Annotated in this window: 24 protein-coding genes; 6 read left to right on the top strand and 18 right to left on the bottom strand. The window is 51.6% G+C overall.

Annotated elements, in window-relative coordinates:
- Positions 1–183: 183 nt before the first annotated feature.
- The 12 genes from K6T23_RS06075 to K6T23_RS06020 form a co-directional block, all read right to left on the bottom strand.
- Positions 184–639 carry a GNAT family N-acetyltransferase gene (locus K6T23_RS06075; RefSeq protein WP_148985186.1) on the bottom strand — a complete coding sequence of 152 codons (456 nt, stop codon included), beginning with the start codon at positions 637–639 and terminating at the stop codon, positions 184–186.
- A gap of 98 nt (positions 640–737) precedes the next feature.
- Positions 738–1,940, bottom strand: a complete 1,203-nt coding sequence (locus tag K6T23_RS06070) for a Bcr/CflA family efflux MFS transporter (RefSeq protein ID WP_056534241.1) — start codon at positions 1,938–1,940, stop codon at positions 738–740.
- A gap of 178 nt (positions 1,941–2,118) precedes the next feature.
- On the bottom strand, positions 2,119–3,036 hold the full coding sequence (locus K6T23_RS06065) for a cupin domain-containing protein (RefSeq protein ID WP_238283918.1): 918 nt from the start codon (positions 3,034–3,036) through the stop codon (positions 2,119–2,121).
- A 75-nt stretch (positions 3,037–3,111) separates the two neighbouring features.
- A complete protein-coding gene (locus tag K6T23_RS06060; protein WP_238283917.1) occupies positions 3,112–4,314 on the bottom strand; it encodes a sensor histidine kinase in 1,203 nt (400 codons plus the stop codon).
- Between the two features lie 192 nt (positions 4,315–4,506).
- The gene (locus tag K6T23_RS06055) at positions 4,507–6,291 is read right to left on the bottom strand and encodes an ABC transporter ATP-binding protein (RefSeq protein WP_238283916.1); all 1,785 of its coding nucleotides are present in this window, start codon (positions 6,289–6,291) and stop codon (positions 4,507–4,509) included.
- A complete protein-coding gene (locus tag K6T23_RS06050; RefSeq protein ID WP_238283915.1) occupies positions 6,288–8,027 on the bottom strand; it encodes an ABC transporter ATP-binding protein in 1,740 nt (579 codons plus the stop codon). The genes K6T23_RS06055 and K6T23_RS06050 overlap by 4 nt, the downstream gene beginning before the upstream one ends.
- A gap of 430 nt (positions 8,028–8,457) precedes the next feature.
- Complete coding sequence (locus K6T23_RS06045; protein ID WP_238283914.1) at positions 8,458–8,997, bottom strand: ferric reductase-like transmembrane domain-containing protein; 540 nt, start codon at positions 8,995–8,997, stop codon at positions 8,458–8,460.
- Positions 8,994–9,887 (bottom strand): FAD:protein FMN transferase, encoded by an 894-nt coding sequence (locus K6T23_RS06040; protein ID WP_238283913.1) that lies wholly within the window; start codon positions 9,885–9,887, stop codon positions 8,994–8,996. The genes K6T23_RS06045 and K6T23_RS06040 overlap by 4 nt, the downstream gene beginning before the upstream one ends.
- Positions 9,884–10,165 carry a hypothetical protein gene (locus K6T23_RS06035; RefSeq protein WP_238283912.1) on the bottom strand — a complete coding sequence of 94 codons (282 nt, stop codon included), beginning with the start codon at positions 10,163–10,165 and terminating at the stop codon, positions 9,884–9,886. Before K6T23_RS06035 ends, K6T23_RS06040 begins: the two co-directional genes overlap by 4 nt.
- Positions 10,166–10,236: 71 nt before the next feature.
- A complete protein-coding gene (locus K6T23_RS06030) occupies positions 10,237–10,881 on the bottom strand; it encodes a hypothetical protein (protein ID WP_056534224.1) in 645 nt (214 codons plus the stop codon).
- Between the two features lie 136 nt (positions 10,882–11,017).
- Positions 11,018–12,331, bottom strand: a complete 1,314-nt coding sequence (locus K6T23_RS06025; protein WP_238283911.1) for a sensor histidine kinase — start codon at positions 12,329–12,331, stop codon at positions 11,018–11,020.
- 49 nt (positions 12,332–12,380) lie between these two features.
- Positions 12,381–13,043: a response regulator transcription factor gene (locus K6T23_RS06020; RefSeq protein ID WP_056534220.1), complete on the bottom strand. Its 663-nt coding sequence runs from the start codon at positions 13,041–13,043 to the stop codon at positions 12,381–12,383.
- Positions 13,044–13,166: 123 nt separating this feature from the next.
- Between K6T23_RS06020 and K6T23_RS06015 the strand changes: the two genes are divergently transcribed.
- Positions 13,167–13,583 carry an ASCH domain-containing protein gene (locus tag K6T23_RS06015; RefSeq protein WP_238283910.1) on the top strand — a complete coding sequence of 139 codons (417 nt, stop codon included), beginning with the start codon at positions 13,167–13,169 and terminating at the stop codon, positions 13,581–13,583.
- A gap of 4 nt (positions 13,584–13,587) precedes the next feature.
- Here the strand turns inward: K6T23_RS06015 and K6T23_RS06010 are convergent, their stop codons facing one another.
- Positions 13,588–14,019 (bottom strand): GNAT family N-acetyltransferase, encoded by a 432-nt coding sequence (locus tag K6T23_RS06010; protein ID WP_238283909.1) that lies wholly within the window; start codon positions 14,017–14,019, stop codon positions 13,588–13,590.
- A gap of 100 nt (positions 14,020–14,119) precedes the next feature.
- On the opposite strand from K6T23_RS06010, the gene K6T23_RS06005 reads away from it, so the two are divergent.
- The gene (locus K6T23_RS06005; protein ID WP_056534214.1) at positions 14,120–15,118 is read left to right on the top strand and encodes a GTPase; all 999 of its coding nucleotides are present in this window, start codon (positions 14,120–14,122) and stop codon (positions 15,116–15,118) included.
- Positions 15,119–15,228: 110 nt separating this feature from the next.
- Here the strand turns inward: K6T23_RS06005 and K6T23_RS06000 are convergent, their stop codons facing one another.
- From K6T23_RS06000 to K6T23_RS05985, 4 genes are all read right to left on the bottom strand, one after another.
- Complete coding sequence (locus tag K6T23_RS06000) at positions 15,229–16,323, bottom strand: NADH:flavin oxidoreductase (RefSeq protein WP_056534212.1); 1,095 nt, start codon at positions 16,321–16,323, stop codon at positions 15,229–15,231.
- A gap of 24 nt (positions 16,324–16,347) precedes the next feature.
- Positions 16,348–16,707 (bottom strand): hypothetical protein, encoded by a 360-nt coding sequence (locus K6T23_RS05995; RefSeq protein ID WP_238283908.1) that lies wholly within the window; start codon positions 16,705–16,707, stop codon positions 16,348–16,350.
- Positions 16,708–16,792: 85 nt separating this feature from the next.
- Positions 16,793–18,100 (bottom strand): hemolysin family protein, encoded by a 1,308-nt coding sequence (locus tag K6T23_RS05990; RefSeq protein ID WP_238283907.1) that lies wholly within the window; start codon positions 18,098–18,100, stop codon positions 16,793–16,795.
- A 297-nt stretch (positions 18,101–18,397) separates the two neighbouring features.
- Complete coding sequence (locus K6T23_RS05985) at positions 18,398–18,754, bottom strand: winged helix-turn-helix transcriptional regulator (RefSeq protein ID WP_238283906.1); 357 nt, start codon at positions 18,752–18,754, stop codon at positions 18,398–18,400.
- Positions 18,755–18,910: 156 nt separating this feature from the next.
- Between K6T23_RS05985 and hxlA the strand changes: the two genes are divergently transcribed.
- From hxlA to K6T23_RS05965, 4 genes are all read left to right on the top strand, one after another.
- Positions 18,911–19,543 (top strand): 3-hexulose-6-phosphate synthase, encoded by a 633-nt coding sequence (hxlA, locus tag K6T23_RS05980; protein ID WP_048013614.1) that lies wholly within the window; start codon positions 18,911–18,913, stop codon positions 19,541–19,543.
- A gap of 4 nt (positions 19,544–19,547) precedes the next feature.
- On the top strand, positions 19,548–20,105 hold the full coding sequence (hxlB, locus tag K6T23_RS05975) for a 6-phospho-3-hexuloisomerase (protein WP_048005198.1): 558 nt from the start codon (positions 19,548–19,550) through the stop codon (positions 20,103–20,105).
- A 96-nt stretch (positions 20,106–20,201) separates the two neighbouring features.
- Positions 20,202–21,062, top strand: coding sequence for an alpha/beta fold hydrolase (locus K6T23_RS05970; protein ID WP_238283905.1), 861 nt, complete (start codon positions 20,202–20,204; stop codon positions 21,060–21,062).
- Complete coding sequence (locus tag K6T23_RS05965) at positions 21,059–21,361, top strand: hypothetical protein (protein ID WP_238283904.1); 303 nt, start codon at positions 21,059–21,061, stop codon at positions 21,359–21,361. The genes K6T23_RS05970 and K6T23_RS05965 overlap by 4 nt, the downstream gene beginning before the upstream one ends.
- Before the next feature lie 41 nt (positions 21,362–21,402).
- Here K6T23_RS05965 and ltaS read toward each other — a convergent pair whose 3' ends face one another.
- Entirely contained in the window at positions 21,403–23,349 is a 1,947-nt protein-coding gene (gene ltaS, locus K6T23_RS05960) for a lipoteichoic acid synthase (protein ID WP_238283903.1), read from the bottom strand.
- Positions 23,350–23,453 lie beyond the last annotated feature (104 nt).

Here is a 23,453-nt window from a genome sequence, read left to right as displayed (position 1 = left end):
CCTAAAAAAAATCGCTTCCCTCTCGGATTCAAACTGATTATAAAGTAAAAAGACTGAAAATTCAATCTTTCTAATATAAAACAGGTCCTACTTCCCATGATGGGGGTCGAGACCTGTTTATATCAGCGTTTATGGAAGAGGAGATGAACGTACATATCTTTAAGTCATCTTCATGGCTCATTGCTATAGCCTTCTCTCCTTTTCAAAGAACACCAGAGTCAGAATATCATTGATAGTGAGGGTTCGGACCTTCTCATACCCTGATTTTTCATAAAACCGTACGGCAGGAAGATTCTTCTCTGCTGTCGCCACTTTGTAGAGAGAATGGGGATGTGTCCGTTCCAGTTCCTGCAGTAACTTTCCGGCAATGCCTTTGCGGAAGTGCACAGGATCTACGATGAGACGGTGGATGTCCACCTCGTTTTCTTCTTTTTTATAGGCAATCGCCCCGCATAGTTCCCCGTCTTCAAACCAGCCAAGAAATGTTTCTCCGCATTGTTGCAGGTCTTCGGTGGTTTCTTTTAAGGGGGGAATATCGTCCGTTCCAATCAGCCCTGCTTCTACCTTGTATGATCGGAGCTGCATGGATAAGACGGTTTGTGCCTGGAACGGATCGTTTATTTTTATCGTTGCAATCATGTTGAACACTCCTTTTCCTTGCATCATATCACTGATTATCACATCTTGAGAATATTTTTCCATTTTCTGATATCAAAAAAGAAGCACAAGGGAGACCCTTATGCTTCTTGTACTTCTTTGGTGAACGTGAAGAATGCGATGGCCCCTAGGAGGGCGGTGGTGAACAGGATGGCTCCCATGGGAACCGGTGAAGCTTCGTTGATCCCGACGAGGGGAGAAACGATGGCGCCGACGACGAGGGGCAGCATCCCGAGGAGGGCGCTTGCACTTCCTGCCCTGTGTCCCTGTTTTTCCATGGCCAGGGTGAAGGTACTCGTCAAGATCATTCCGATCGAGATCATATACAGGAAGATCGGGATGACGATGGTGGCCAGCGGTCCTTGGATAAATGTCGCGACCAGTAGGATGGCAGTCGCGCTTACAGAGACGAACACGGCCGTCTTCAATAGGTTGCGTTCTCCTACATACTCACTGAAGCGCCCGATGATGAAGCTTCCCGAGATGATGGCCAGTCCATTGATGCCGAAGAGGATGCTGAATGCCTGCTCTGACACGCCATAGATCCCCTGGTAGACAAATGGGGTCCCGGATACATAGGCGAAGCTTCCTCCGTGGATGAGTCCGATCGTCAGGACATATCCGATGAAGGAGCGGTCCACCATGAGGCTTCCCATCGTGCGCACGGATGAGCCGAGCGTACTCGGGATCCGCCTCTCGGGCGGAAGGGTTTCCTTGAGCTTCAGGAAGATCATGAGGACAATGATGAATCCGATCAGGCACAGGGCATAGAAGATCGTATGCCAGCTGGCGAACGGCAACAAGAGGATCGCCCCACCTGTGATGGGCGCGATCATCGGTGCCGTGGCGTTGATGACCATGAGGAGCGCGAAGAATTTGGTCAGCTCACGCCCTGTGAAGACATCCCGCACGACGGCACGGGACAGGACGATTCCAGCAGAAGCCGTGAAGCCCTGAAGGAATCTCGCTCCAATCAGGACGGTGATGTTCGGTGCAAGGGCACAGAACAGGGAGGCGATGGCAAAGAGGAAGATCGAGATGAGAAGTGGTTTCCTTCTCCCCTGTGCATCACTGATGGGACCGACGATAACCTGTCCGATGGCAAGACCGATGAGGCAGGCCGTCAGACTGAGCTGGACCATCGAGGCGCTTGCTCCGAGGTCTTTGGCAATCCCGGGAAAACTGGGTAGATACATATCGATATTAAGAGGTCCCAGTATACCGAGCATACTGAGAAGGAACGCAAGGGCGATCCGCTCTTTTCCTTGTGGTTGTTGAGTCATGGCTTGAACACCTTTCTACTGCGTTGAAATTCTTGTTGATTTTAGCAGAGCCCTCTCCCATTTACAATACATTTGTTTCAATTTCCGGAAGAGAACGTTTTCAATTTCCCAGACTGTAAGTATAGGATCTCGGCGAGGGATAGAATCAAAAAACAGCCCCCATTGGGAGCTGCCCTCTCTACCACCAGACTCCATTTGTATATGGAAGTCTCGGCTGGTTTTCCGCTGCCTCGGCATCGGCTTTCGTTTTATGCACCGTTCCCCTCGCATGATGTGGAGGGGCATAGATGGAGTAAAGCTTGATCGGGGTGGCCCCCGTGTTGATCACATTATGCCACGTTCCTGCAGGCACCATGATGGCAGAGGCATCTTTGACAGGCTGTTGATAATAAAGATGATCGGGACGGTCCCCCATCTGGACGATCCCCTGTCCTCCCTCGAGGCGAAGGAATTGATCCGTATCGGGATGGATCTCGAGTCCGATATCCTCTCCCGGTTTGATGCTCATCAGGGTGACCTGCAGATGATTCCCCGTCCACAAGGCCGTGCGGAAGGTATTGTTCTCCAGTGTCGCTTCCTCTATGTTGACGGAGAATGGATTCGGGCCATAATCCTTGAGGATGACACGCTGACTCCTGCCTGCCCCGATGGCACAAAGGCGCTTTGCGTGCTCCCATCCGCCCTGGTTGGCGTTCAGCAGTACTCCATATACCTGGGAATGCTGACCTGAAGCTCCCACTCTCGAAAACTCTTCATACCTGCTCAGTTCCCGGTCATAGGCAATCTGAAGTCCTTCCTCATATGAGCTGAATGGAATGGTTTCAACATGGCATACCGGAGCCGTCCCCGTCAGGGACATATACCAGTTCGTCAACTGCCAGCACATCCGCTGCTCATTTTCCATCAGTTCAAGGAGGGTATCCTGCGCCTCCCGGTCATCCGTTTCATTCACCAATCGACTGTACAGCTCTACGGAACAAGCCTTATAACTGATTCCCGCCGCTAAATCCGCTGTTTCATCGTACTGCACGGCATCCCTCATCATCCCGGCTTCGATCGCCGGCTCCACATAACAGTATGACTGATTAAAAGGCATACATCTCACCATCACTCAATCCCTTCGCATGAATATCCACGATATCATATGCTTCCGGGGCGGATGTGTGTATGCCTATCGTTGCATCAGAGGGAACCGTACAGTGACCGTCGCACCTTGCCCTGGTTCGCTTTCAAAATGAATATGACCGTTGTAGCGCTCGACGATGTTGTAGCAGATCATGAGACCAAGACCAGTCCCTTTGCTCTTCAGTGAGTAAAACGGCGTCCCAAGATGATCCACCTGCTCCTTCGTCATCCCCCTGCCGCGGTCGGTCATCGTGATGAATACATCTTTTCCAATCTTTGCCGCCTTCACAGACACCGATTCTCCGGAATCAGACGCTTCGATGGCGTTTTTCAACAGGTTGACGAATAACTGCTTCACTTCCATTGGATTGGCCGCGATCAAGCACTGTTCATCTACCTCCAGCTCGATGCTGTTGTCATGAAGGATCCCGTACATGGACAGAAGCTCTGTCACATCCCTCAGGATCTGTTCCATGTCGACACGGTCGACCTCTTCTGTCTGTTCCGGTTTCGAGATGGACAGGAACTGTGAAATCACGTGCTCCGCCGTATCAAGCTCGTTCAACATGAGGCTGAAGTTCTGCTTATAGTCCTTCGGCAGATGCTCATCCTGTGAGTAATACTGCAGGAACCCTTTCACCACGGTCAGTGGATTCCGGATCTCATGGGCAACGGCTGCTGCAAGCTGACCCGTCGTTTTCATCCGTTCTGCCTGTTGCACCTCTTCATAATACATCCGCTGTTTCTTGATGCGCCCGTTTGTCAGGTAGAAGATGAAATAAAGGATGATCTGACTGGCTACGAAATTGACCAGATTGCCGGGAATATCCGAGTAAAAAAATGAATAGGTCTTTCCCTTATCCACCCAGCCGATATACATGGCCATGCATGCAACAAAGAATATGTTCAGCGAAAGCGATGAGTAGAAGAGCTTCTTATCGAAGAACAGGATGGAAAGCGCCGGAACGAAACAAAGAAGCACAAACGCCGACCAAGTACCAGGGTACATATAGAACAGCGCATAAAAATAAATCGATACCGTCAGCACTGTGATGGCGCGGAGCCATCTCCGTTCATGCGTCGGGTACAGGAGAAGGCAGACAGAAATGATGACCACCATGATCCCGTGGACTGCTATGCCAGACCCTGCAGGATTATCCACGATGACCCCGATAATCATCAGAATGATGGAGACAACCGCCACGGTATAATAATTCCTTTTATGAAATCGTTCGCGAAATTCTCTCATAACGTACTCCTAAATCAAAATAAGAAAAGATACCTGCAGACGAGGTATCTTCTTCCGATTTTAACATTGTACCATTATATGGATTGTTTTTGTTCGATTTTTTCTCTGGAAGTTTTTCCATGACTGGAAGCCCCTGCTTTCCGACCCCTGTTCATACAAAAACCGGCCCGGATAGTCCGGACCGGTTCACTCCTATATGCCTCCGACGGTCGCACCGCCGATTTCAGCTTCGCGGCCGAACAGTCTGGCGTACACGCCATCCCGGTGAAGAAGAAGGTCGCCGTGCGTTCCTTCTTCCACAATCCGGCCGTTTTCGAGGACGACGATTTTATCGGCTGCAAGGACAGTGGAAAGCCGGTGGGAGACGATGATGATGGTCTGATTTTTCCCGGCGCGGAGCACGGCTTCATTGATCTTTGTTTCCGTGATCGGATCAAGAGCCGAACTCGCTTCATCGAGTACCATGATCGGCGCATCCTTCAAGATGGCACGGGCTAGGGATAAGCGCTGCTTCTGACCGCCCGACAAGAGACTTCCCCTCTCCCCGACGAGCGTGTCGAGTCCGTCGGGAAGCGTGGTGATCAGATCCCCGAGACCGCTTGCTTCAAGGGCTTCCATAAGCTCTTCATCTGTGGCATCCCGCTTACCGATCCGCAGGTTCTCAGCAAGAGACCCGCTCCGCATCATGACGTCCTGGGTGACGATGGCCATCTGGGACCTGAGCCAGTCGGTGTCCCACTCTGCCACGTCACGGCCGTCCACCTTGATGCTTCCTTTTCCTGCGTCATAAAATTTGAACAGAAGATCGACGATGGTGGATTTCCCTGAGCCACTCGGACCTACAAGGGCGCAGGTTTCCCCCGGTTTGATCGAGAAGGAGACTCCTTTGAGCACATCGTCTTCTTTCCCCGGATAGGTAAAGGTCACATCTTCTAGTTGAATCTCTCCCTTGGAACGGTCACCCCGGACTCCTTTGGTGGATTCTGCACGGGACGCTTCTTCAGCAAGAAGGATTTCCGACCTGTCGAGGGCCGGCCCCGTCCGCCTGACAGACAGCCAGTTCCGCAGGAGACGCTGCATTTCATTCGCCGCGATGGTGACAAGGCCACCCGCCGTCAGCATCTGACCGCTCGTCAATCCCTTATCCCAGATCAACAACGTGGAAATCAGATAAACCAGGGCCAGGGCGAATCCATTGTAGCTTGAAACGACCACGACGGACTGCATGCGGGCCTTCAGCTCTTTGATGGAGTGCTTGACAAATGTATCCCTGATGGCGACGACGCTCTCCACTTCACTATCGGATACGCCCGACACCCGCGAAAGATGGATCCCCGTCACCGACTCGCGCAGCCGCTCAAGGTAGCGTGACGCTTCCTTCCGTGCATCGGCTGAAGCCGCACGAGTCCTTGCACCGACAAGATTAGACGTCCAGTAGAAGAGGACACCGAAAACGACACTCGCAATCATGAGATACGGGTGGATGAAGAACAGTACAATGCTGTAGAGGAATACACCTTGAGCACTTGCCATGAACGTGGATCCTTCCCACGCAAGGAAGTTATGCAGGGTGTCCGGATCATCCGACACCCTCGCGAGCATTTCCCCGGTGGAATTATGGTGGTAGAACGAATACGGCAAGACTTGAAGATGCCTGAACAGCCTCAGCTTCTGCCAGTTCGTCACAGTCTTCGCGGTCTGATGGCAGAAATATTCATCGATGACCATCATGACGAGGTCGAGGACCGCCGAAAGGATCAACAGCCACATCAGGCCCCATAGCCATGTGGAGTTCTCCCCCGGAAGGATCGTATCCACGAGCCAGCTCAAGGCCAGGGTCGGGATCAGGGCAGAGAACACCTGAGAGATGGCGATGACCACGGAATCCGCGATCACCCATTTTTTATAGGGACGGAGGAAGGACAGGACCCTCCTGCCGTCACGGCTTTTCTTTGGTGAAACCGTACCGGCGCTCATCCGATCAGCTCCCTTTCCAGTTCGCTGTACTGAGCTCTGTACAGTTCATAGTATTTACCCCTCTGCATGAGGAGTTCTTCATGTGTTCCTTTTTCTGCGATGACCCCTTGATCGAGGAGGATGATGACATCCGCCTTCCTCACCGTGACGAGGCGGTGGGCGATCGTAATGGTCGTCCGGCCAGGAATCAGTTCTTCCAGGGAAGCCTGAACCCTTTCTTCATTCTCGCCGTCCAATGAAGACGTGGCTTCATCAAAAATCAGGACAGGTGGCTGCCTCAGGATGGCACGGGCCATGGCGACGCGCTGGCGCTGCCCGCCTGAGAGCTTCAATCCACGCTCCCCGACGATGGTGTCGTACTGCTCATCGAGGGACTCGATCAATTCCTTGAGCCCTGCGGCATCCACCGCTTGCTCGAGTTCTTCCTGTGTGGCGTCGGGCTTACCGTACAGCAGGTTCTGACGCAGGGTGCTGTTCAGGAGGAATGTTTCCTGAGATACGACCCCGACCTGCTGGCGGAAGCTGTTGCGATTGTACTCATATAAATTCTTGCCGTCGATCTCGACAGATCCTTGATCCGGCTCATACAGACCGAGAAGGAGCTGGACAAGGGTACTCTTCCCTCCCCCGCTCGTACCGACGATCCCGATATGGCTTCCTGGATTCAAGGAGACCGATACGCCCTTCAACACCTGCTTATCACTGCCAGGATACGAGAACCATAGATTCGTAAGATCGATTTTCCCAACGACGTCCCCGAAGGCAGGAAGGTTCTCGTCATGTTCTTCCGGCAAATCGAAGTATTCATAGATCCGTTGAAGGGCCGGGATGGCCTGCTGGATCGTCAGGGCATGCTCCGCCATGGAGCGGACGGGCTGGAACATGATGGGGATGAATGTCAGGCAGGCGACCAGGGTCCCGACTGTGATGCTTCCCTTCCAGATCGCAAGGCCACCTACCAGCATGACGACACCCGGTGCCGCGATATTGAACAGATTCCCGAGACGCCAGTTGACCTTTCCGATCAGGGCTGCACGGATGGAGAATATCTTCCAATCAGACAGCTTCTTCTCCTGTGCCCCCGTTTCCTGATCCTGTGTCTGATACGTCCTGACGAGCCGGACGCTTTCGATGCTTTCCTGCAGATGATTATACATGTCTGCACTCATATCGCGCTGAATGGCGCTCATCTTCCTCATCTTCGTCCCCAGAGTGAAGGACGGGATGATATAGATGGCGAAGACGCAGAACATAACAATCGCCGCCGGCCAGAAGAGCACGAATACGGCCGAGAATGCCGCCACCGCTCCAACCACCTGCTGGAGGATCCTTGGCACTACGGTGTTGTTCAGATTCTGGATCGACTCGACATCATGGGTGAGCCTGAAGAGCATATCGCCCCTCGGTGTTCTCGAGAAGAATGACATCGGTGCGCGGTGCAGCTTCCGGAAAGCCCGGATCTGCATGTCGGTGATCACATCGAGGCCGATCTTCACCTGAACGTACTCCTGCATCGTCTCAAATAGGGATTTCCCCAAGTAGGCACCGAGGACCCCGGCCGCCACCCACAGAAGGAGGGTAAGATCGCCGCCTACGATCACGTCATCCACAAGCTTCTTCACAAGGACGGGCGGTGCGATGGTAAAAAGACCACCGATAATAGAAAAAATAAGAGCAACTAAAAGCATGCGCCAATAAGGCTTAAAATGATTCACTGTCGTTCGTACTAGATTCATGGTGCTTCCTCCTCACAAAATACTATTTTATTACAATCGATGGGAATATTCACTATAAACTGAATCTTTTTATGATTAAAAATCGTCTGAAGCGTTTTCATGAAGATAGGTGTGATGGAGGAGGATAATGAGAAGAGATTGGGACAAAACAAAAAGGTCATGACGAACAATATCAGTATGGCTTCTTTATACCGCTCATGCTTTCCGTGCAAGACTTCGCTTTCCGCGGGTAGCCCGTGAGCCTCCTCGCCAAGCCTGCGGGGTCTCACATCAGCTACACTTCCCGCAGGAGTCTTCGTCTTGCACTCCAATCAATCGCTAGGATCAAGTAAATCGTAATGGTCATGAAACAAATCAAAAACCCGAACGATCTCAGGCAAGATCGTTCGAGTGTTACTATGCCTAAAACACTCTTGTCCCAGCCTCTTGATCAGTGGGCGGAGCGAGCATCCACAGGCTTTTTCTGCTTCCTTCGCCCTGCCGTCATGTAAATCGTGGCAAACAGGACAAGGAGGAACGTGGAACCGTACATGACCAGTGCCCATTCTTCCCTTCCTTCTGTGCCCATGAACAATCCGTGTGCCCAGATCAACAGCCAGGATGGGAAGGCAAGGTAGTGAGCTTTCTTCCAGACTGCACGTCCGATCGTTTTCATGAAATCGGACGTCACGATGACGATAAGCAGCAGATAGAGACCAATCGTCCCGAACCCGCTCAACACCGGCTCATAGGTGGAGGAAAACGGAACAAGGAGCCCGACCAGGCTATACGGTTCATAGGAATCGAACAGCAGGAGGAATCCGTGTAGTCCACCGAGAAGGAGGGCGATCTGTCCGATTTGCTGATGGAACTGGAGCAGGAAGAATTTCTTCTTCGGTATCCCCCTCAGGATCCCGCCAAGTACCGACAAGGTCAGGAGAAGATAAGAAGTGAGTCCAAGGATCCTGATGCCAAACCAGATCCAATTCATCCCGCCACCTCCATGGCGCTGTAAAGGCCTTTATTTCCCCCGGCTGCCACGCGGCCATCATCCAGATAGACAAAGTAGGCCGCATCGGGGAATTTGGATGCCTCCCGTTTCGCCTCTTCATAAGGAAGGATGCAGAACAGCTTGGCGACCACCTCCGCCTCCATGGCAGAAGATGCGATCACGGTGGATTGCACGACGTCACTCGTGGCTACTTCGCCTGTCCGCCCGTTCAGGATGTGATGAAAGTCCTTTCCCTCATGGCTCCAGCGTCGATGATGGATGCCTGACGTTGCCATCGCCAGGTCCTCGATTAAAAGCTTGATCATATCTTTTCCCGGAAGCTTCGGGTGCCCGATACCGACTCGCTGACGACCGATGGCCACCAGATCGCCCCCCGCATTGACCAAAGCGTCCGTGACACCTTCACGAGTGAGCATCTCCCGTGCACGGTCTGCGATATACCCTTTCCCGAATCCGCCAAAGTCGAAGTGAAAGTCTTCCAGCTTCATGATCCATTCCTTCGTAAGCCACTCCATCGGCTCATAGGTGAAGCCCCTAATTGGTTCACCAGACATTTCAGGCACGTAAGACTCATGAAACGATGATGTGTAGCCGATTGCCTTCATGGATCGTCCCATGAACGGATTCACCCTGTACCCGACCTTTCTTGTAAGGATGAGGGATTTCGCTAGAAGGTCCGCTATCGTAGCGTCGAGAAATACCGGAACGTCCGCTGGTACTTGATTGAGCTCATCCACAGGATTCCCGGGGATGAAACGGCTCGCCCTCTCTTCGAATCCCCTGAACATGGCCTTCAGCTTTCTTTCCTGCTCAAAGGAGAGGCCGTGTGACATGATGGTTGCGTTCATGGCTGTAAATGTATGGGTCATCGCTTCGACACCCCCGAGCTGCCATGATCCTGACTGAATCCTTCGGACGGAGCCTGGAAGTATGCATCACCCTCATCCTCATCATGGTCAAAGTTGAACTCTCCCCCATCTTCCCTTTCATGGATCATCGACTGATCCCCGCTTCTTCCACCGTCATCAAATGACCCTTCTGCCGATGCACCATTCAACTCCTGTGTGTGATCCGCGACAAGACCGCCAAACGTCACAAGCGACAAGGTCACCGTTGAAATCACTGTCCATTTCACCTTTTTCGTCATCCTTCATTCTCCTTTATCATTGATTAAGGATACTGTACGACGGAATGGTGAAAATTGAGTGAAAAGCCGGTTCAGATTGTTGAAGTGATCAAGACGCCGACGGGATCGGTCCCCGTGAATGAGGCAGGCTGTCGAACCTTCACTGATTGAAGGCCGCATTCCGGTCCGCGTGATAGTTTGACCTCCCACTCCCCTTTACGGATCAGGCAGATTCCCCCCTTGTCCTCTGCTTCCGCTCCAAGAAGCTCTGCCAACGCAGAAAGCCTGCCTGGACGGTCGATGTTCAGCTCAAGCCTTGTGAGGGAAGGGAATGCTTCCGACCGTACGGCTTCTTTTCGCCGCTGAAGCTCCACCCTGAATCTCCATGGGGTGGAAATGAATGTCCTTCGTTCCCCTTCGTCTATCCTCCATCCGAGAAGAGCAGCATTTTTCAGCACTTCGTCATGCTCCAAATCGTCCACCAGGAATCCTATATGATCGAACCGGTCCCGCTTTCCCTGACCGAACGTGATGTTCACCTGGCCCTGTAACATTTCGATGATGCGGAATTGGACATTTTCTTGCCTGAACTCATCCCATTCGAGGGGAGGGTTGAATTCCCGCATCTCCCCATTTGCCCTTCCGATTCGTTGCCGCGTCTCAAACCCGATTCCTCGGTACCATGCCTCCATTTCTTCTACTTTGTCCGTCCACCAGTGATAATGAAACAACTTCATCTGTCTCCACTCCTCTACTACTCTCAGCATATCGTTCTCTCACGGGACCTGCTTCGGCAAGGGGGTGGAAGAATCTCTACGACTTTAGGAGGAAAAAACAAAAAGCCCCTCATCAATAGGAGCTTTTAGTAAAAAATCACATTGGACGTTCTGGTGGAAGTGGAATCACCACGCGGAATTCCGAACCTCCACCACTTTCACTTTGGACGGAAATCACACCTTCATGTCCCTCGACAATCCATTTGGCAATGGACAACCCGAGGCCGTGACCACCTTCCTTCCGTGTCCTTGCTTTATCCACACGATAAAACCGGTCAAAGATGCGAAGCTGCTCCTCTTTCCCGATGCCGATTCCCGTATCTTGTACGGAGAGGATGAGCGTTCTCCCCGAGAGGTTTTGGTCGATCCTGCAGGCGAGAGTCACGCGGCCGCCATCCGGGGTATATTTGATGCTGTTGTCCAAGAGGATATACAAAAGCTGGATCAGCTTGTCGCGGTCACCATGGATAAAGAGTTCTCCTGACGATTCAAGGCTGAGCGTGATTGATTTGTCCCGGGCCAGACGGTCAAAGGTTTGAAGGATCTTCTCCGCATCAGGTGCGAAGTCGAACTCTTCCTTCTTCAAGACCAGTCGGGCTTTTCCTTCATCATCTGAGCGTGCAAGGGTGAGAAGGTCGCCGATGAGGCGGTTCATCCTTTTCACCTCGGCTTTCAATCCTTTCACCATTTTCCTTGTAAACGGATCAGATTCTTCGTCCCCCATCTCGAGTGCTTCCACAGAGGACAGGATGACGCTCAAGGGTGTCCGGAGTTCGTGGGACGCATCCGCTACAAATTCCTGCTGTCGCCGGTAGGACTGCTGGATCGGGACGAGGGCGCGCTTAGACATGAGGGAACTGAGCCAGACCCCCAGTGTGACGAATAGAACGGCAAGGGCCCCGAAGACGACCAGGATCCATTTGAACAATCGGTAAAAGGAAGAGATATCGAGACCGATATACATCCTTCCCACCAACTCTCCCTGTGATGTGATGGGCTGGGACTGCATAAGGATCCTGAGATCGAAATCCTCATACCCTTCATTCTCCGTCACGTCGATGGAGTCTTGGCGGATCTGGCGTTCTTCCGGTTTCCAGTCGGATAGCTTATCTAGGAAGGTATCCCTCAGATCCGGATAGATTTCGTTCGTTTGCAAGGGCTCCCCATCTTTGTCGAGGATATAATAGAACACCTGATTTTCGCTAAGGACGGCCGGTCGCTCCTCCCCCCTCGGTTCTCCACGCCTGTGGGCACCGAGTTCCTGCAGTTCCTTGACCTCATGTTCCGCCAGGCCCTTGAGTTCCTGTTCCTGGTCGTACAGCACAGTCTTATAGACGATGAACAGAGCCAACAGGATGAACACCACTAGAAAGGCGGTGATGATGACACTGTTAAAAAGCGTGAGCTGCATGCGGGTTCTCGTGAACAGGTCCCTTGGCTGCCTTCGAGAAAAAATCGATTTACGTTTCAATCCGGTACCCCACTCCCCTGACGGTTTCAATCAGGCCTTCGCCGATTTTCTTCCTTAGTAATTTGACAGTGGCATCCACGGTCTTGTGTGAAACGTCGGCATCGATCCCCCATATCCGGTCGAGGAGCAGGTCCCGCGAGAGCGCCTGATTCTGATTGCGGACCAGTATGTCGAGGAGCTGGAATTCCCGGGGGGTAAGGTAGATTTCCTCCCCGTCCCGCATAAGGCTGTGGCTCGTCCGGTTCAATGTGAATCCCCTGATGCCGATGGTTTCTGATTGCAAAGGGGCAAGATTCCGTCTGGACAGGGCTTTGAGCCTGGCATGAAGCTCTGCAATCTCAAAGGGTTTCACCAGATAATCATCGGCCCCCGCCTCGAATCCTTCCACACAATCCTCCACGCCGTCACGGGCCGTGAGCATGAGGATCGCACCTCCATAACCACCGGACCTGAGGCGCCGGCAGATTTCGACTCCGTCCCCGCCAGGCATCATCCAGTCCATGATGATCACATCATAATAGGACGCTAGGGCATAGTCATGGGCCTCTTCCCCGCTGACCACCCAATCAATGCGCTCCACCCCTTTTTTCTTCAATAAATGGACAATCAGCTCACCGAGTGTTTCATCGTCTTCTGCCAGTAAAATATGCATATCTGCCACCCCTTCGTCCTTTTTTGTCCAATGTAGCAAAGAGAAATGAAAATTTGGTGAAAATGCAGGGATTTCTTCCTGTTATAATCAAGGCATACAGCTAATAAAAAAGGAGGCATCCCAATGGAGCAAGGTATGTTCATCAGCATACACCCCCAGTACTGCACCCTGATATCCGAAGGCAAGAAGGTGCATGAATTCCGGAGCGTGAAACCGAAACGGCCGACGGATTTCCTGTGGATCTATGAATCGGCCCCGTCATCTGCCCTCACCTACATAGCCAGGACCGCTAATCCCGTTGAATTCCCGGAGCAAGTGGAGGTTCGAGGGGATGGTGATGCCAGCTTCAACGAGGGTGGCACCAAGTACCGGTTCGCTTTCCCCATCCTCGAGCTATGGCGTCTGGAGGACCCGATCCCGTTTGCTTATCTGAAGGAGCACTTCGGATTCCACGCTCCCCAGAGCTATGCCTATCTCGATCGCTACCCTGCCCTCGTCGATCTGGTACGCAAGGAATCAATCCTTGTGAAGATACGATAAGGGATCAGCGTCGCCATTCGTAAAGAAGGTCAGGCAGCTGCTCCTCATTCTCATGTCCCCGGCCGATGATGCGGAAGCCGTGCTTTTCATAAAATCGCCTGGCTCCCTCATTCACTTCGAAGGTATAAAGGGTCACGATGCCGGATGAGGCTTCCTTGGCACGTGTCAGAAGTGCCGTCCCGACGCCCTTCCCGTGATGGTCATTATGGATATAAAGCTGACTGATCTCAGTCCTGTTGTAGGCGATGATCCCGATCACCGATTCGTTTGAAATGGCGATTTCTACATCATGGGTTGCGGGCAGGATTTCATTCAGGAAATAGAGATGGTCCTCGAAGGAATGGATTTCCTTTTGGCCGATGGCTGCTTCCTTGCTCTCCCTCCACATCTTCACGGTTTCCGGACCGAATCCAGGTTGATAAGGGATGATTTTCATGACGGGCCGCCTTCTTCCTTTTTTCCATCATTATACTACGGAGGCGGAGGTCCGCGCTTCCGGCTTTCTCCACATTCTGCTACTATTAGGATAAGGAGTGATGAACGTGTTTTCTTTTCATGATAAAGAATTCGAACAGGCCTACGACCAAGAAGTGAATGAAATCAACGCTCAGCTCGAGAAGGAGATCGTCTTCGCCATGATCGGGGATGTGAACGCTGGTAAATCATCAACGATCAATATGCTCATGGGCGATGAAGTCGCGAAGGTCGGCGCTCAGCCCGGGGAGACCTCCCTCATCGAGAAGTACGCCTATACCGATAAGATCATTTTTGCCGATACACCCGGACTTGATGACATCAATCAGCAGAATTCCGCCGAAACGATGAAGTTCTATAAGGAAGCCGATGTGATCCTCTTCTTCCTCAATGCGGCTGGAACCGTGTTCTCTGAAGGAGAGCGGAAGACATTCGAAGAGGTCCGCAAGATCAACCGGAACATCATCTTCGTGTTGAACAAGATCGATGCGGCAGAAGATATTCCAGGTCTGGTGAAGTACATCCAGGATCATACGAATTACCGCTACAAAGTGACCCCGATCTCTTCCAAGACAGGCGAGAATATGGAGATGCTTCGTGGTGCGATCCTAGATATCCTCAAGGAGAAAAAAAAAGATATCCTTTTCGCTAAACACCTGAAGGAAAAATCATCGACGGCGAATAAATGGATCATCGCAGCAGCGGGATCCTCCACGGCCATCGGTGCTTCTCCGATCCCGGGCTCCGACATGGTGCCCCTCACCGCCATCCAGGTCGGCATGATGGTCAAGCTCGCCACCCTTTACGACAAGCCCCTGACAAAGAACAAGGCGAAGGAGCTCACCATCGCCACCCTCACCGGCAACGTCGGGAAAACCCTGTTCAGGCAGATCGTCAAACTCGTCCCGGGAGCAGGAATGGCTGCAGGAGCCAGCATCGCAGGCGGAATGACCCTCGCCCTCGGCTACGCCATCAAATATGCGTACGAAAACGATATCGATCTGGATCCCAAAAGTTTGAGCAAATTGTATGAGATGTTTTCGAAGAAGAAAGACGTGTAATCCAACAAGAAGCACGGGCCATGGCCCGTGCTTCTTTTATGGTGTATGGGGCGGTCCCGGTGCGCCAAAAAAATGACGCATGGGAACCGTCCCCATGCGTCATTTTGCATTCAATATAGTGTTTGCAGCGATTCTTTGCTGAACGGGTGGATTTCGTCGTTACGTCCTTCTTTGATTTTCTTGACCCATTCAGGGTCTTGAAGGACGGCGCGACCGATGGCGATGAGGTCGAATTCGTCGTCTCCGAGGCGTTCGGTCAGCTCATGGATATCGGTGGCTTCGGCTTCTGAGAAGCTGGTGAATTCACCGTTCAGGCCGACGGATCCGACGGAGATGACGGGTTTTCCGGTGAGCTTCTTCGTCCAGCCCGCGAGATTCAGGGGTGATCCCTCAAATTCAGGTTCCCAGAAACGGCGCGTCGAGCAATGGAAAATATCCACCCCTGCTTTCACGAGCGGGTGCAGGAACTGCTCAAGCTCCTCCGGTGTCTTAGCGAGCTTCGCACCATAGTCGGTCATCTTCCATTGCGAGAAACGGAAGATGATCGGGAAGTCAGGTCCTACTTCGCGCCTGCATGCCTCGATGACTTCGATGGCAAATTGCGTGCGCCCTACAAGATCGCCACCATATCGGTCGGTCCGCTTATTCGTTTTCTCCCAAAAGAATTGATCAATGAGATATCCGTGGGCACCGTGAAGCTCGATGCCGTCGAATCCGATTCGTTTTGCATCGGCAGCGGCCTGGGCATAGGCTGCGACGAGCTGCTCCACTTCTTCCGTCGTCGGCGGCTCAGTCACCTGTTCCCCCGTAAGGGTCAAGCCTGACGGTCCGACGGGCAATGCTTCGGCATTCGGAAGCTCGCCTTTCTTGCGGGTCATCCCCACATGCCAGAGCTGGGGAACGATCTTCCCTCCTGCTTCGTGGACGGCCTCGACCACTTCTGCCCAGCCTTCAAGGGCCTTTTCCCCGTGGAATAAGGGGATGCTGTCACCTGATACGGATGCCGGATGGTTGATGCCGGTGCCCTCCGTGACAATCAGCCCTACTTCATTTTCTGCGCGTCGGCGATAATAATCAACGACGGGCTGACCCGGTACGCCCCCAGGTGAAAACCCGCGCGTCATCGGTGCCATCACCGTACGGTTCGGCAGGGATAGGGTTCCATATTGAAAAGGTTGAAATAACGGATTCACAGATTGACTCATGAAACAATTCCTCCTTATGATGATCTATACATCATTATTCCAAATCGGGATGGAGAAAGAAAGCAATCTGTTTCCCATTAGCCTATCCATTTGAGTAAGACAAAACCCGACCAACCTGAAACGGCTCCTCCGATGATGATTGCAACCGTCATCCAGATCGAGTCGAGGACCTTTTTTCTTCCACTCTCCCTTTCCACCTACGTCCAATCTGATCACGGAGAACACCAAGAGCCCGATGCTGAGGATCGTCAGAATCATCAAATAGTGAATAGGGTCGAACAATCCGGAAGCAGTGTGAAGCCCAAAGGCAAGGTCTTGGGCTGTGATTCCGATATACGTCGCCGTCACCAGCAGGATGAAACTCCACCAATTCCCCTTTTTCATTTGTTGCACCCTCACTCTTTTTCTATATATCACCATAAAAAGGCCACCGGGGAGAATTCTCTCCGGTGGCCTTGCAAGGTTCCCATCATGAAACGAGGGACTCTGGCTTTTTCACTTCCAGGTACTGAATGTGATACCCATCTTTTTTGTGCACTTTGAAGACATACCCGTGAGACTCGAGCTCTGCTTCGCTTTCGATGGTGTTCGAGAGGAACCAGCCTCCGATCGTATCAACGTCGTCATTTTCCATTTCGATTCCGAGCACTTCATTGGCTTCTTCAATTAAAAGCTTCGCATCGATGATGAAATGGTGGTCTTTGAGCTTCCTTACCGGCGCCACTTCATCCTGGTCGAACTCATCGCGGATCTCTCCTACGATTTCTTCGAGGATATCTTCGAAGCTCACGATGCCCGAGGTGCCGCCATACTCATCGACCAGGATGGCGATGTGGGTGCGGAGCTTCTGCATCTTGAGGAGCACATCATGGATCGGGGCCGTTTCCACCACTCGGATGATGGGGGTGATATGGTCTTTGAGGGAGAAGTCGTCCCCCGTCCTCTTGCCCTGCCGCAACCGTTCAGTGAGGAGCTCCTTGACGTTGATGAATCCGACGACGTGGTCTTTATCCCCATCGATCACCGGATATCGTGTGAACCTCTCCGACTTGATGAGATCCATGATTTCATCGAATCCCTGGTCGACGGAAACGGTCACCATCTCTGTTCTCGGGACCATGATTTCCTTCGCCAGTCGTTCGTCGAAGGTGAAGATATTATTCATGTAGGTCAGTTCGTTCTGATTGATCTCCCCGCTCTCATAGCTTTCAGACATGAGGATCCTGAGCTCTTCCTCGGAGTGGGCCGCATCGTGCTCGGAGGCTGGCTTCATGCCGAATGCCCGGACGAGGAGACGTGCGGATCCGTTGAGGAACCAGATGAACGGGAAAAGGATCCGGTAGAACAGGATGATGGGACCGGCTGTCAGAAGCGTGATCGTCTCCGCCTTCTGGATCGCCAGCGTTTTCGGAGCAAGCTCCCCGATGACGACGTGCATGAAGGTCGCGATCATGAAGGCGATGGCAATGATAAGGACGCTTGAAAGGGACTCGCCGATATTCAGGAATTCGAAGATCGGCTCGAGGATGACGGCGAAGGTGGACTCCCCCACCCACCCGATTCCGAGGGCGGTCACCGTGATGCCCAGCTGACAGGCTGACAGATACTCATCCAGATGACTGACGACCTTCTTGGCCGAGGCCGCTCCCCTTTTCCCTTCAAATACGAGTTGATCAATCTTGGTGGACCGCACCTTCACCATGGCAAATTCCGTTGCGACAAAAAAGGCTGTGAGGGCGATCAAAATGGCAAAAATCGTTAAGTTTATGGCTGTCAATACATCGTCTTACCCGAAGGAAGACTTCCACCTCCAAAAGAATAGTTCAAGCTATATGGTCCTCCAAAGACCAAACGATAACGTGATGGTTACTAGAATTATACAGGAGAACCATCCTTCCTCCGTAAAACAATATGACAATTGTGTGGAGAATGGGCTGCTTCAACGGTAGTTCCTGGTTGGATTTAAATGATTTCCCAAGTGAATGATAGCGGATTCAACTCACCATCTCCACAAAAAGACTGAATCCGTTTGAGCCTAGTCCTCATGCGGATTCAGTCATGATCGATTCGTGATTTATGCTTCTATTTTGCTTGGTTCCTTCAACGTCGCCATATACGTTTTACCCCATTCGTACATGGATTCGAGTATGGGCATGAGTGTTTGACCTTGTGATGTGAGGGAATACTCTACTTTGGGAGGGACGACGGGATAGACCTCACGGTGGACGATCTGGTCTTCTTCAAGCTCCCTGAGCTGGTTGACGAGCATGCGCTGGGTGATTCCAGGCATGAGGGCTTTGAGCTCGCCGAATCGTTTGGTCCCTTCTTTTCCAAGATGCCACAGGATGAGCATCTTCCATTTACCGCCGATGACGGAGAGGGTCAGTTCTTTTTCACATTGGAATGTTTTATCTTCTAAGCGTGATGACATTTGGCCACCTCCTGATTGGATTCTATCCTTTAGTATACTTTTTGACACTATGTAAGTAAAATGTGCGTACTTACATGGATTCACCTCATGCGTTATAGTGAAATGGCTGAAGGGGTGACCCGCGCAGCACAAATTTTCTCAAGGAGTGAAGGATCTATGAAATTACAACTTGCACTGGACTTAGTCAACATTCCCGAGGCGAAGGAAGTCGTCAAGGAAGTAGAAGAATACATCGACATCGTGGAAATCGGAACTCCTGTCGTGATCAATGAAGGACTGAAGGCTGTCAAGGAAATCAAGGAAGCATTCCCTTCCCTGTCTGTTCTTGCCGACCTTAAAATCATGGATGCTGCAGGCTATGAAGTGATGAAAGCTTCAGAAGCAGGCGCTGATATCGTGACGATCCTCGGTGTGGCGGAAGATGCTTCCATCCAAGGTGCCGTCGAAGAAGCGAAGAAACAAGGCAAAGAACTCCTCGTCGATATGATCGGAGTGAAAGATATAGAAAAACGCGCGAAGGAATTGGATCAGTTCGGAGCAGATTACATCTGTGTCCACACTGGATATGACCTTCAGGCTGAAGGTAAGAACTCATTCGAAGACCTTCATACCATCAAGAGCGTCGTGAAAAATGCCAAAACGGCCATCGCAGGCGGAATCAAGCTTGAAACCCTACCAGAAGTGATCAAGGAAAATCCTGATCTCATCATCGTAGGCGGCGGCATCACGTCCCAAGATGATAAAGCAGCGACTGCAGCGAAAATCCGCGAGCTAATCAACCAAGGGTAATCCCATGCAGACGACAGGCTATATGAACGAAATCCTGAAGGAGCTTTCAAAGGCACCGGACTTGATCGGGGACCGGTCGGCGGAACAGCTGACCAACCGCATCATGGAAGCCGGTAAGATCTTCACGGCAGGTGCCGGACGCTCCGGGCTCATGGCAAAGTCTTTCACGATGCGCATGATGCATATGGGACTCGATGCATACGTGGTCGGGGAAACGGTCACGCCGAACCTTGAAGAAGGGGATCTCCTCATCATCAGCACCGGTTCAGGCGAGACGAAGAGCCTCGTACCCATGGCAGAAAAAGCGAAGGAGCTCGGAGCGACCGTGGCGGCCGTCACGATCAAACCCGACTCCACCATCGGAAAACTGGCCGATATCGTTGTGGAGCTTCCCGGTTCACCGAAGCATGAATCAGGAGAAGAGCGTGCCACCATCCAACCGATGGGCTCCCTCTTCGAACAGACGCTCCTCCTGTTCTACGATGCGGTCATCCTCCGCTATATGGATAAAAAAGGACTCACATCCGACACCATGTTCGGCAGGCATGCCAATCTGGAATAGGAACACAGAAACACCCGCGAATCTTTCGCGGGTGTTTTGTTATGCAGGAAATCCCCTCCTCACTGCCGTATATAAAAGGGAAAGGACGTGAAACGGATGACATGGAAACAAGAACTACTGACCACGAAGCGGGGATGCTTCGAAGTCTTTCGTAAAGGAAGCGGTGATCCTTTATGCGTGACCCATCACTACTCGGCATTCAATGCTTCAGGAGACCATTTTGCTGATGCCTTCACCGAAACACATGAGGTGTTCCTTGTGAATATGCGGGAAGCAGGGCACTCGGAACGTGCACATGAACCGTACCAGCTCGGATTTCTCGAAACGGTATTCGATCTCGAGGCGGTGCGTGAGTCCCTTGAGATCAAGAAATGGACGTTCGCCGGCCATTCCACCTGCGGGATGATCGGGACTGTGTACGGCATTTACTTTTCCCAAAGCCTGAATTCCCTTGTGATCGTCGGTTCGGCAGCAAGGGAATTCATGTCAGAATCATCTCAGTGCATCTACCATGAAGACCACCTAGACTTCGTGCGGATGCAGGAGCTGAACATCACCTTGAAAGGATCCAGCCTTCCGGAAGACGAGAGAAAAGCACTGACCCGTGAGCGGATTTCGTTTTCTTTATACAAGCCGGAGCGGTTTCCATCACTCTTCCCTCCCCATGTCACGAAGCGTATCAGTGCCACGCGCATGGACTTCTTCAACCGGGAGATCCAGCTTTTCGACGTGACCCGGAAGCTGCACCTCATTGATACGCCGACCTTGATTGTCTGCGGCCGCCATGATGTCCAGTGCCCTCTTCTTTACTCGGAGGAAATACTGGACGGCATTCCGGGCGCAGAGCTCGTAGTATTCGATGAGAGCAATCATTATCCGTTCCTCGAGGAGAAGGAGCGCTTTCGGACGGTAATGGAATGCTTTTTTGAAAAAGCTCAAAAAGTGAGTGAATCATGATGCTTAGTACCAGCACCTTTATACTTTTAGCGGTGATCAGCACCTGTCTTTCGAGCGCGGTCTCGCTCCCTTTTTATGTAAGGAACGGACGAAAGTGGTTTACACTCTTCATCGCTTTTTCCCTGCATGCGATCGTAATGGCAAGTGTGATGCTTACACTCCATTCCGACTCCTCCAAACAGATTGAATCGTTCCTTGACACAGCCTTTCTTCTCGCCTTCTTCCCTTTTGCCCTCACCTACGTCAATTACGTGTTGATTGAAATAGCTGGCAAGCGGTCATTCAATCTTCCTAACTAGCAAACAGCCCCCGCCAATTCAAGGCGGGGGCTGTTTCGTGTTTACTGATTATTCACATCTGCTTCTTTGTCGTAAATGTAGTTGTAGTCGTCACGATCGATCGGCGTGAATCCTTCTGGCGTGTAGAAACGGAGCAAATCTTTGTTAACGATGCTGTCGGAGATGGAAAGCTCGGTCTTCGCCTGCTTGTTGAGCTCGGCAAAGCCGTCACCTTTGATCTCTTGTCCGTCTTCATTGCTGTAGTATTTGCCGTTCACCGATGTGATGGTGGGTGTGATGAAATCTCCGTTGCGGAACGGGATGACTTCACGGTGATTCTTGCTCAGGAGGTCAGATCCGATCTGCAGGTAGTCCTTCGTATCGACACCGAGAAGATGGAGCACGGTCGGCATGACGTCGACGGCACCGCCGTACGTATCCTTGGCGCCGCCTTTGACACCCGGTGCATGAATGAATAATGGTACCCGTTGGAGCTGGGCGTATTCATAATCATCGATGTCTTTCCCGATGATTTCTTTCATGGCTTGGTTATGGTTCTCGGAGATTCCGTAGTGATCTCCATACATAACGACGATCGTGTTGTCATAGAGACCCGATTCCTTCAGCTGGTCGAAGAACTGTTTCAGTGCTTCATCCATATAGTGCGCTGACTGGAAGTATTGATTGACAACTTTATCATCCGTATCGGCAGCAGGGAAGTCGGTATCTCCCTCATCCATCTTGAACGGGAAGTGGTTGGACAGAAGGATGTACTTGCTGTAGAACGGCTGCTCGAGGCTTTCAAGGAGCGGCTGGGATTCTTCCACGAATGGTTTATCCTTCATGCCGTAGTTCTTGATGTTATCCTCTGACATATCGTAGTATTCGGCATCGAAGAACTTGTCATAGCCGAGTGACTTGTACATTACATTCCGGTTCCAGAATGTTTTGTAGTTACCGTGGAAGACCGCGGAAACATAGTCATCCTTCTTCAGGATGGCCGGAGCCGATTGGAATGTATTCTGCGCCTTGCTCACATAGACCGATCCTTGTGCCATCGGGTACAGGGAGTTGTCCATCATGAACTCTGCATCGGACGTTTTCCCTTGTCCGGTCTGATGGAAATAATTCTTGAAATAGAAGGTTTCATTATCATGAGCCAGTGAATTCAGGAACGGTGTCACTTCCTGCCCATCGATCTCATAGTCGATGATGAAGGACTGCAGTGATTCCAGGGAAAGGTACACCACATTCATGCCTTTCGCCTTGCCGAAATAGGCCGGGTTCGGCTCTGCATAATTGGCTTTGATATAGTTTTCTACACTGGTGATGTCGCTGCTGTCCGCCATGGCGCGCTGTCTCGCGGTCTGGACGTTCTGGACGATATCATAGATCGTGAAGTTGTATGATCCCAGATATTTCACCAAGTAGTTGCGGTCGAACGTACGGGTCAAAAGCTCTGGACGATCCTTTTCCGCAAGATGGAGATTGACGGAAAATACGATGGCTGCCATGGCAATGACAAGACCGGCCGATTTCCATTTCCGCTTGGCTGCAGGTTTTGAGACCTTGAAGGCCAAGAGGACGATCAAAAGGATCGTATCAGCGAAATAGAAAATATCCCATGGAGTCATCAGGGAGAAGGCACTGTCACCTAGCTGCCCTGCATTGGTCTTTGTCTGCATCAAGACCGGGACGGTGATGAAATCGTTGAAGAAACGATAGTAGACGACATTGGCATAGAGCAGGAATGATAGAACGAACTGGATGACAATCAACAGGGTCGATTGCAGCTTCCCTTTAAAGAACAGGGCAATTCCCAAGAATAATAGACTTGAGCTTAACGGGTTCAAGAATAGTAGAAATTTCTGCATGCTGTTATCGATCCCAAGATTGAATTCAATCTGATAGGCAGCATACGTTTTCATCCATAGGAGCACGACGGCTAACACAAAAATGGCTATGGGTCCTCTGAAAACATTCTTAGTTGATGTTGAAACTTCTTGCATGGTACGCACCTCATAATTGTAATGGCTTAGTGAACATGGATCTGATGCAGGCCTCCGGGAGCACGGTCGGGGGTATCTCCCAGCAATCTTCAGGCATGCTTCAC

Origin of the sequence: Rossellomorea marisflavi, from assembly GCF_022170785.1 — a bacterium.
Classification (GTDB): Bacteria; Bacillota; Bacilli; order Bacillales; family Bacillaceae_B; genus Rossellomorea; species Rossellomorea marisflavi_B.
The sequence above is the reverse complement of the archived record's forward strand: the minus strand, read 5'-3'. Positions and strand labels throughout refer to the sequence as shown.

Coding starts and splice junctions, on each gene's coding strand:
- K6T23_RS06075 (WP_148985186.1), bottom strand. CDS start 639: ATGATTGCAACGATAAAAATAAACGATCCGTTCCAGGCACAAACCGTC.
- K6T23_RS06070 (WP_056534241.1), bottom strand. CDS start 1,940: ATGACTCAACAACCACAAGGAAAAGAGCGGATCGCCCTTGCGTTCCTT.
- K6T23_RS06065 (WP_238283918.1), bottom strand. CDS start 3,036: ATGCCTTTTAATCAGTCATACTGTTATGTGGAGCCGGCGATCGAAGCC.
- K6T23_RS06060 (WP_238283917.1), bottom strand. CDS start 4,314: ATGAGAGAATTTCGCGAACGATTTCATAAAAGGAATTATTATACCGTG.
- K6T23_RS06055 (WP_238283916.1), bottom strand. CDS start 6,291: ATGAGCGCCGGTACGGTTTCACCAAAGAAAAGCCGTGACGGCAGGAGG.
- K6T23_RS06050 (WP_238283915.1), bottom strand. CDS start 8,027: ATGAATCTAGTACGAACGACAGTGAATCATTTTAAGCCTTATTGGCGC.
- K6T23_RS06045 (WP_238283914.1), bottom strand. CDS start 8,997: ATGAATTGGATCTGGTTTGGCATCAGGATCCTTGGACTCACTTCTTAT.
- K6T23_RS06040 (WP_238283913.1), bottom strand. CDS start 9,887: ATGACCCATACATTTACAGCCATGAACGCAACCATCATGTCACACGGC.
- K6T23_RS06035 (WP_238283912.1), bottom strand. CDS start 10,165: ATGACGAAAAAGGTGAAATGGACAGTGATTTCAACGGTGACCTTGTCG.
- K6T23_RS06030 (WP_056534224.1), bottom strand. CDS start 10,881: ATGAAGTTGTTTCATTATCACTGGTGGACGGACAAAGTAGAAGAAATG.
- K6T23_RS06025 (WP_238283911.1), bottom strand. CDS start 12,331: ATGCAGCTCACGCTTTTTAACAGTGTCATCATCACCGCCTTTCTAGTG.
- K6T23_RS06020 (WP_056534220.1), bottom strand. CDS start 13,043: ATGCATATTTTACTGGCAGAAGACGATGAAACACTCGGTGAGCTGATT.
- K6T23_RS06015 (WP_238283910.1), top strand. CDS start 13,167: ATGGAGCAAGGTATGTTCATCAGCATACACCCCCAGTACTGCACCCTG.
- K6T23_RS06010 (WP_238283909.1), bottom strand. CDS start 14,019: ATGAAAATCATCCCTTATCAACCTGGATTCGGTCCGGAAACCGTGAAG.
- K6T23_RS06005 (WP_056534214.1), top strand. CDS start 14,120: ATGAACGTGTTTTCTTTTCATGATAAAGAATTCGAACAGGCCTACGAC.
- K6T23_RS06000 (WP_056534212.1), bottom strand. CDS start 16,323: ATGAGTCAATCTGTGAATCCGTTATTTCAACCTTTTCAATATGGAACC.
- K6T23_RS05995 (WP_238283908.1), bottom strand. CDS start 16,707: ATGAAAAAGGGGAATTGGTGGAGTTTCATCCTGCTGGTGACGGCGACG.
- K6T23_RS05985 (WP_238283906.1), bottom strand. CDS start 18,754: ATGTCATCACGCTTAGAAGATAAAACATTCCAATGTGAAAAAGAACTG.
- hxlA (WP_048013614.1), top strand. CDS start 18,911: ATGAAATTACAACTTGCACTGGACTTAGTCAACATTCCCGAGGCGAAG.
- hxlB (WP_048005198.1), top strand. CDS start 19,548: ATGCAGACGACAGGCTATATGAACGAAATCCTGAAGGAGCTTTCAAAG.
- K6T23_RS05970 (WP_238283905.1), top strand. CDS start 20,202: ATGACATGGAAACAAGAACTACTGACCACGAAGCGGGGATGCTTCGAA.
- K6T23_RS05965 (WP_238283904.1), top strand. CDS start 21,059: ATGATGCTTAGTACCAGCACCTTTATACTTTTAGCGGTGATCAGCACC.
- ltaS (WP_238283903.1), bottom strand. CDS start 23,349: ATGCAAGAAGTTTCAACATCAACTAAGAATGTTTTCAGAGGACCCATA.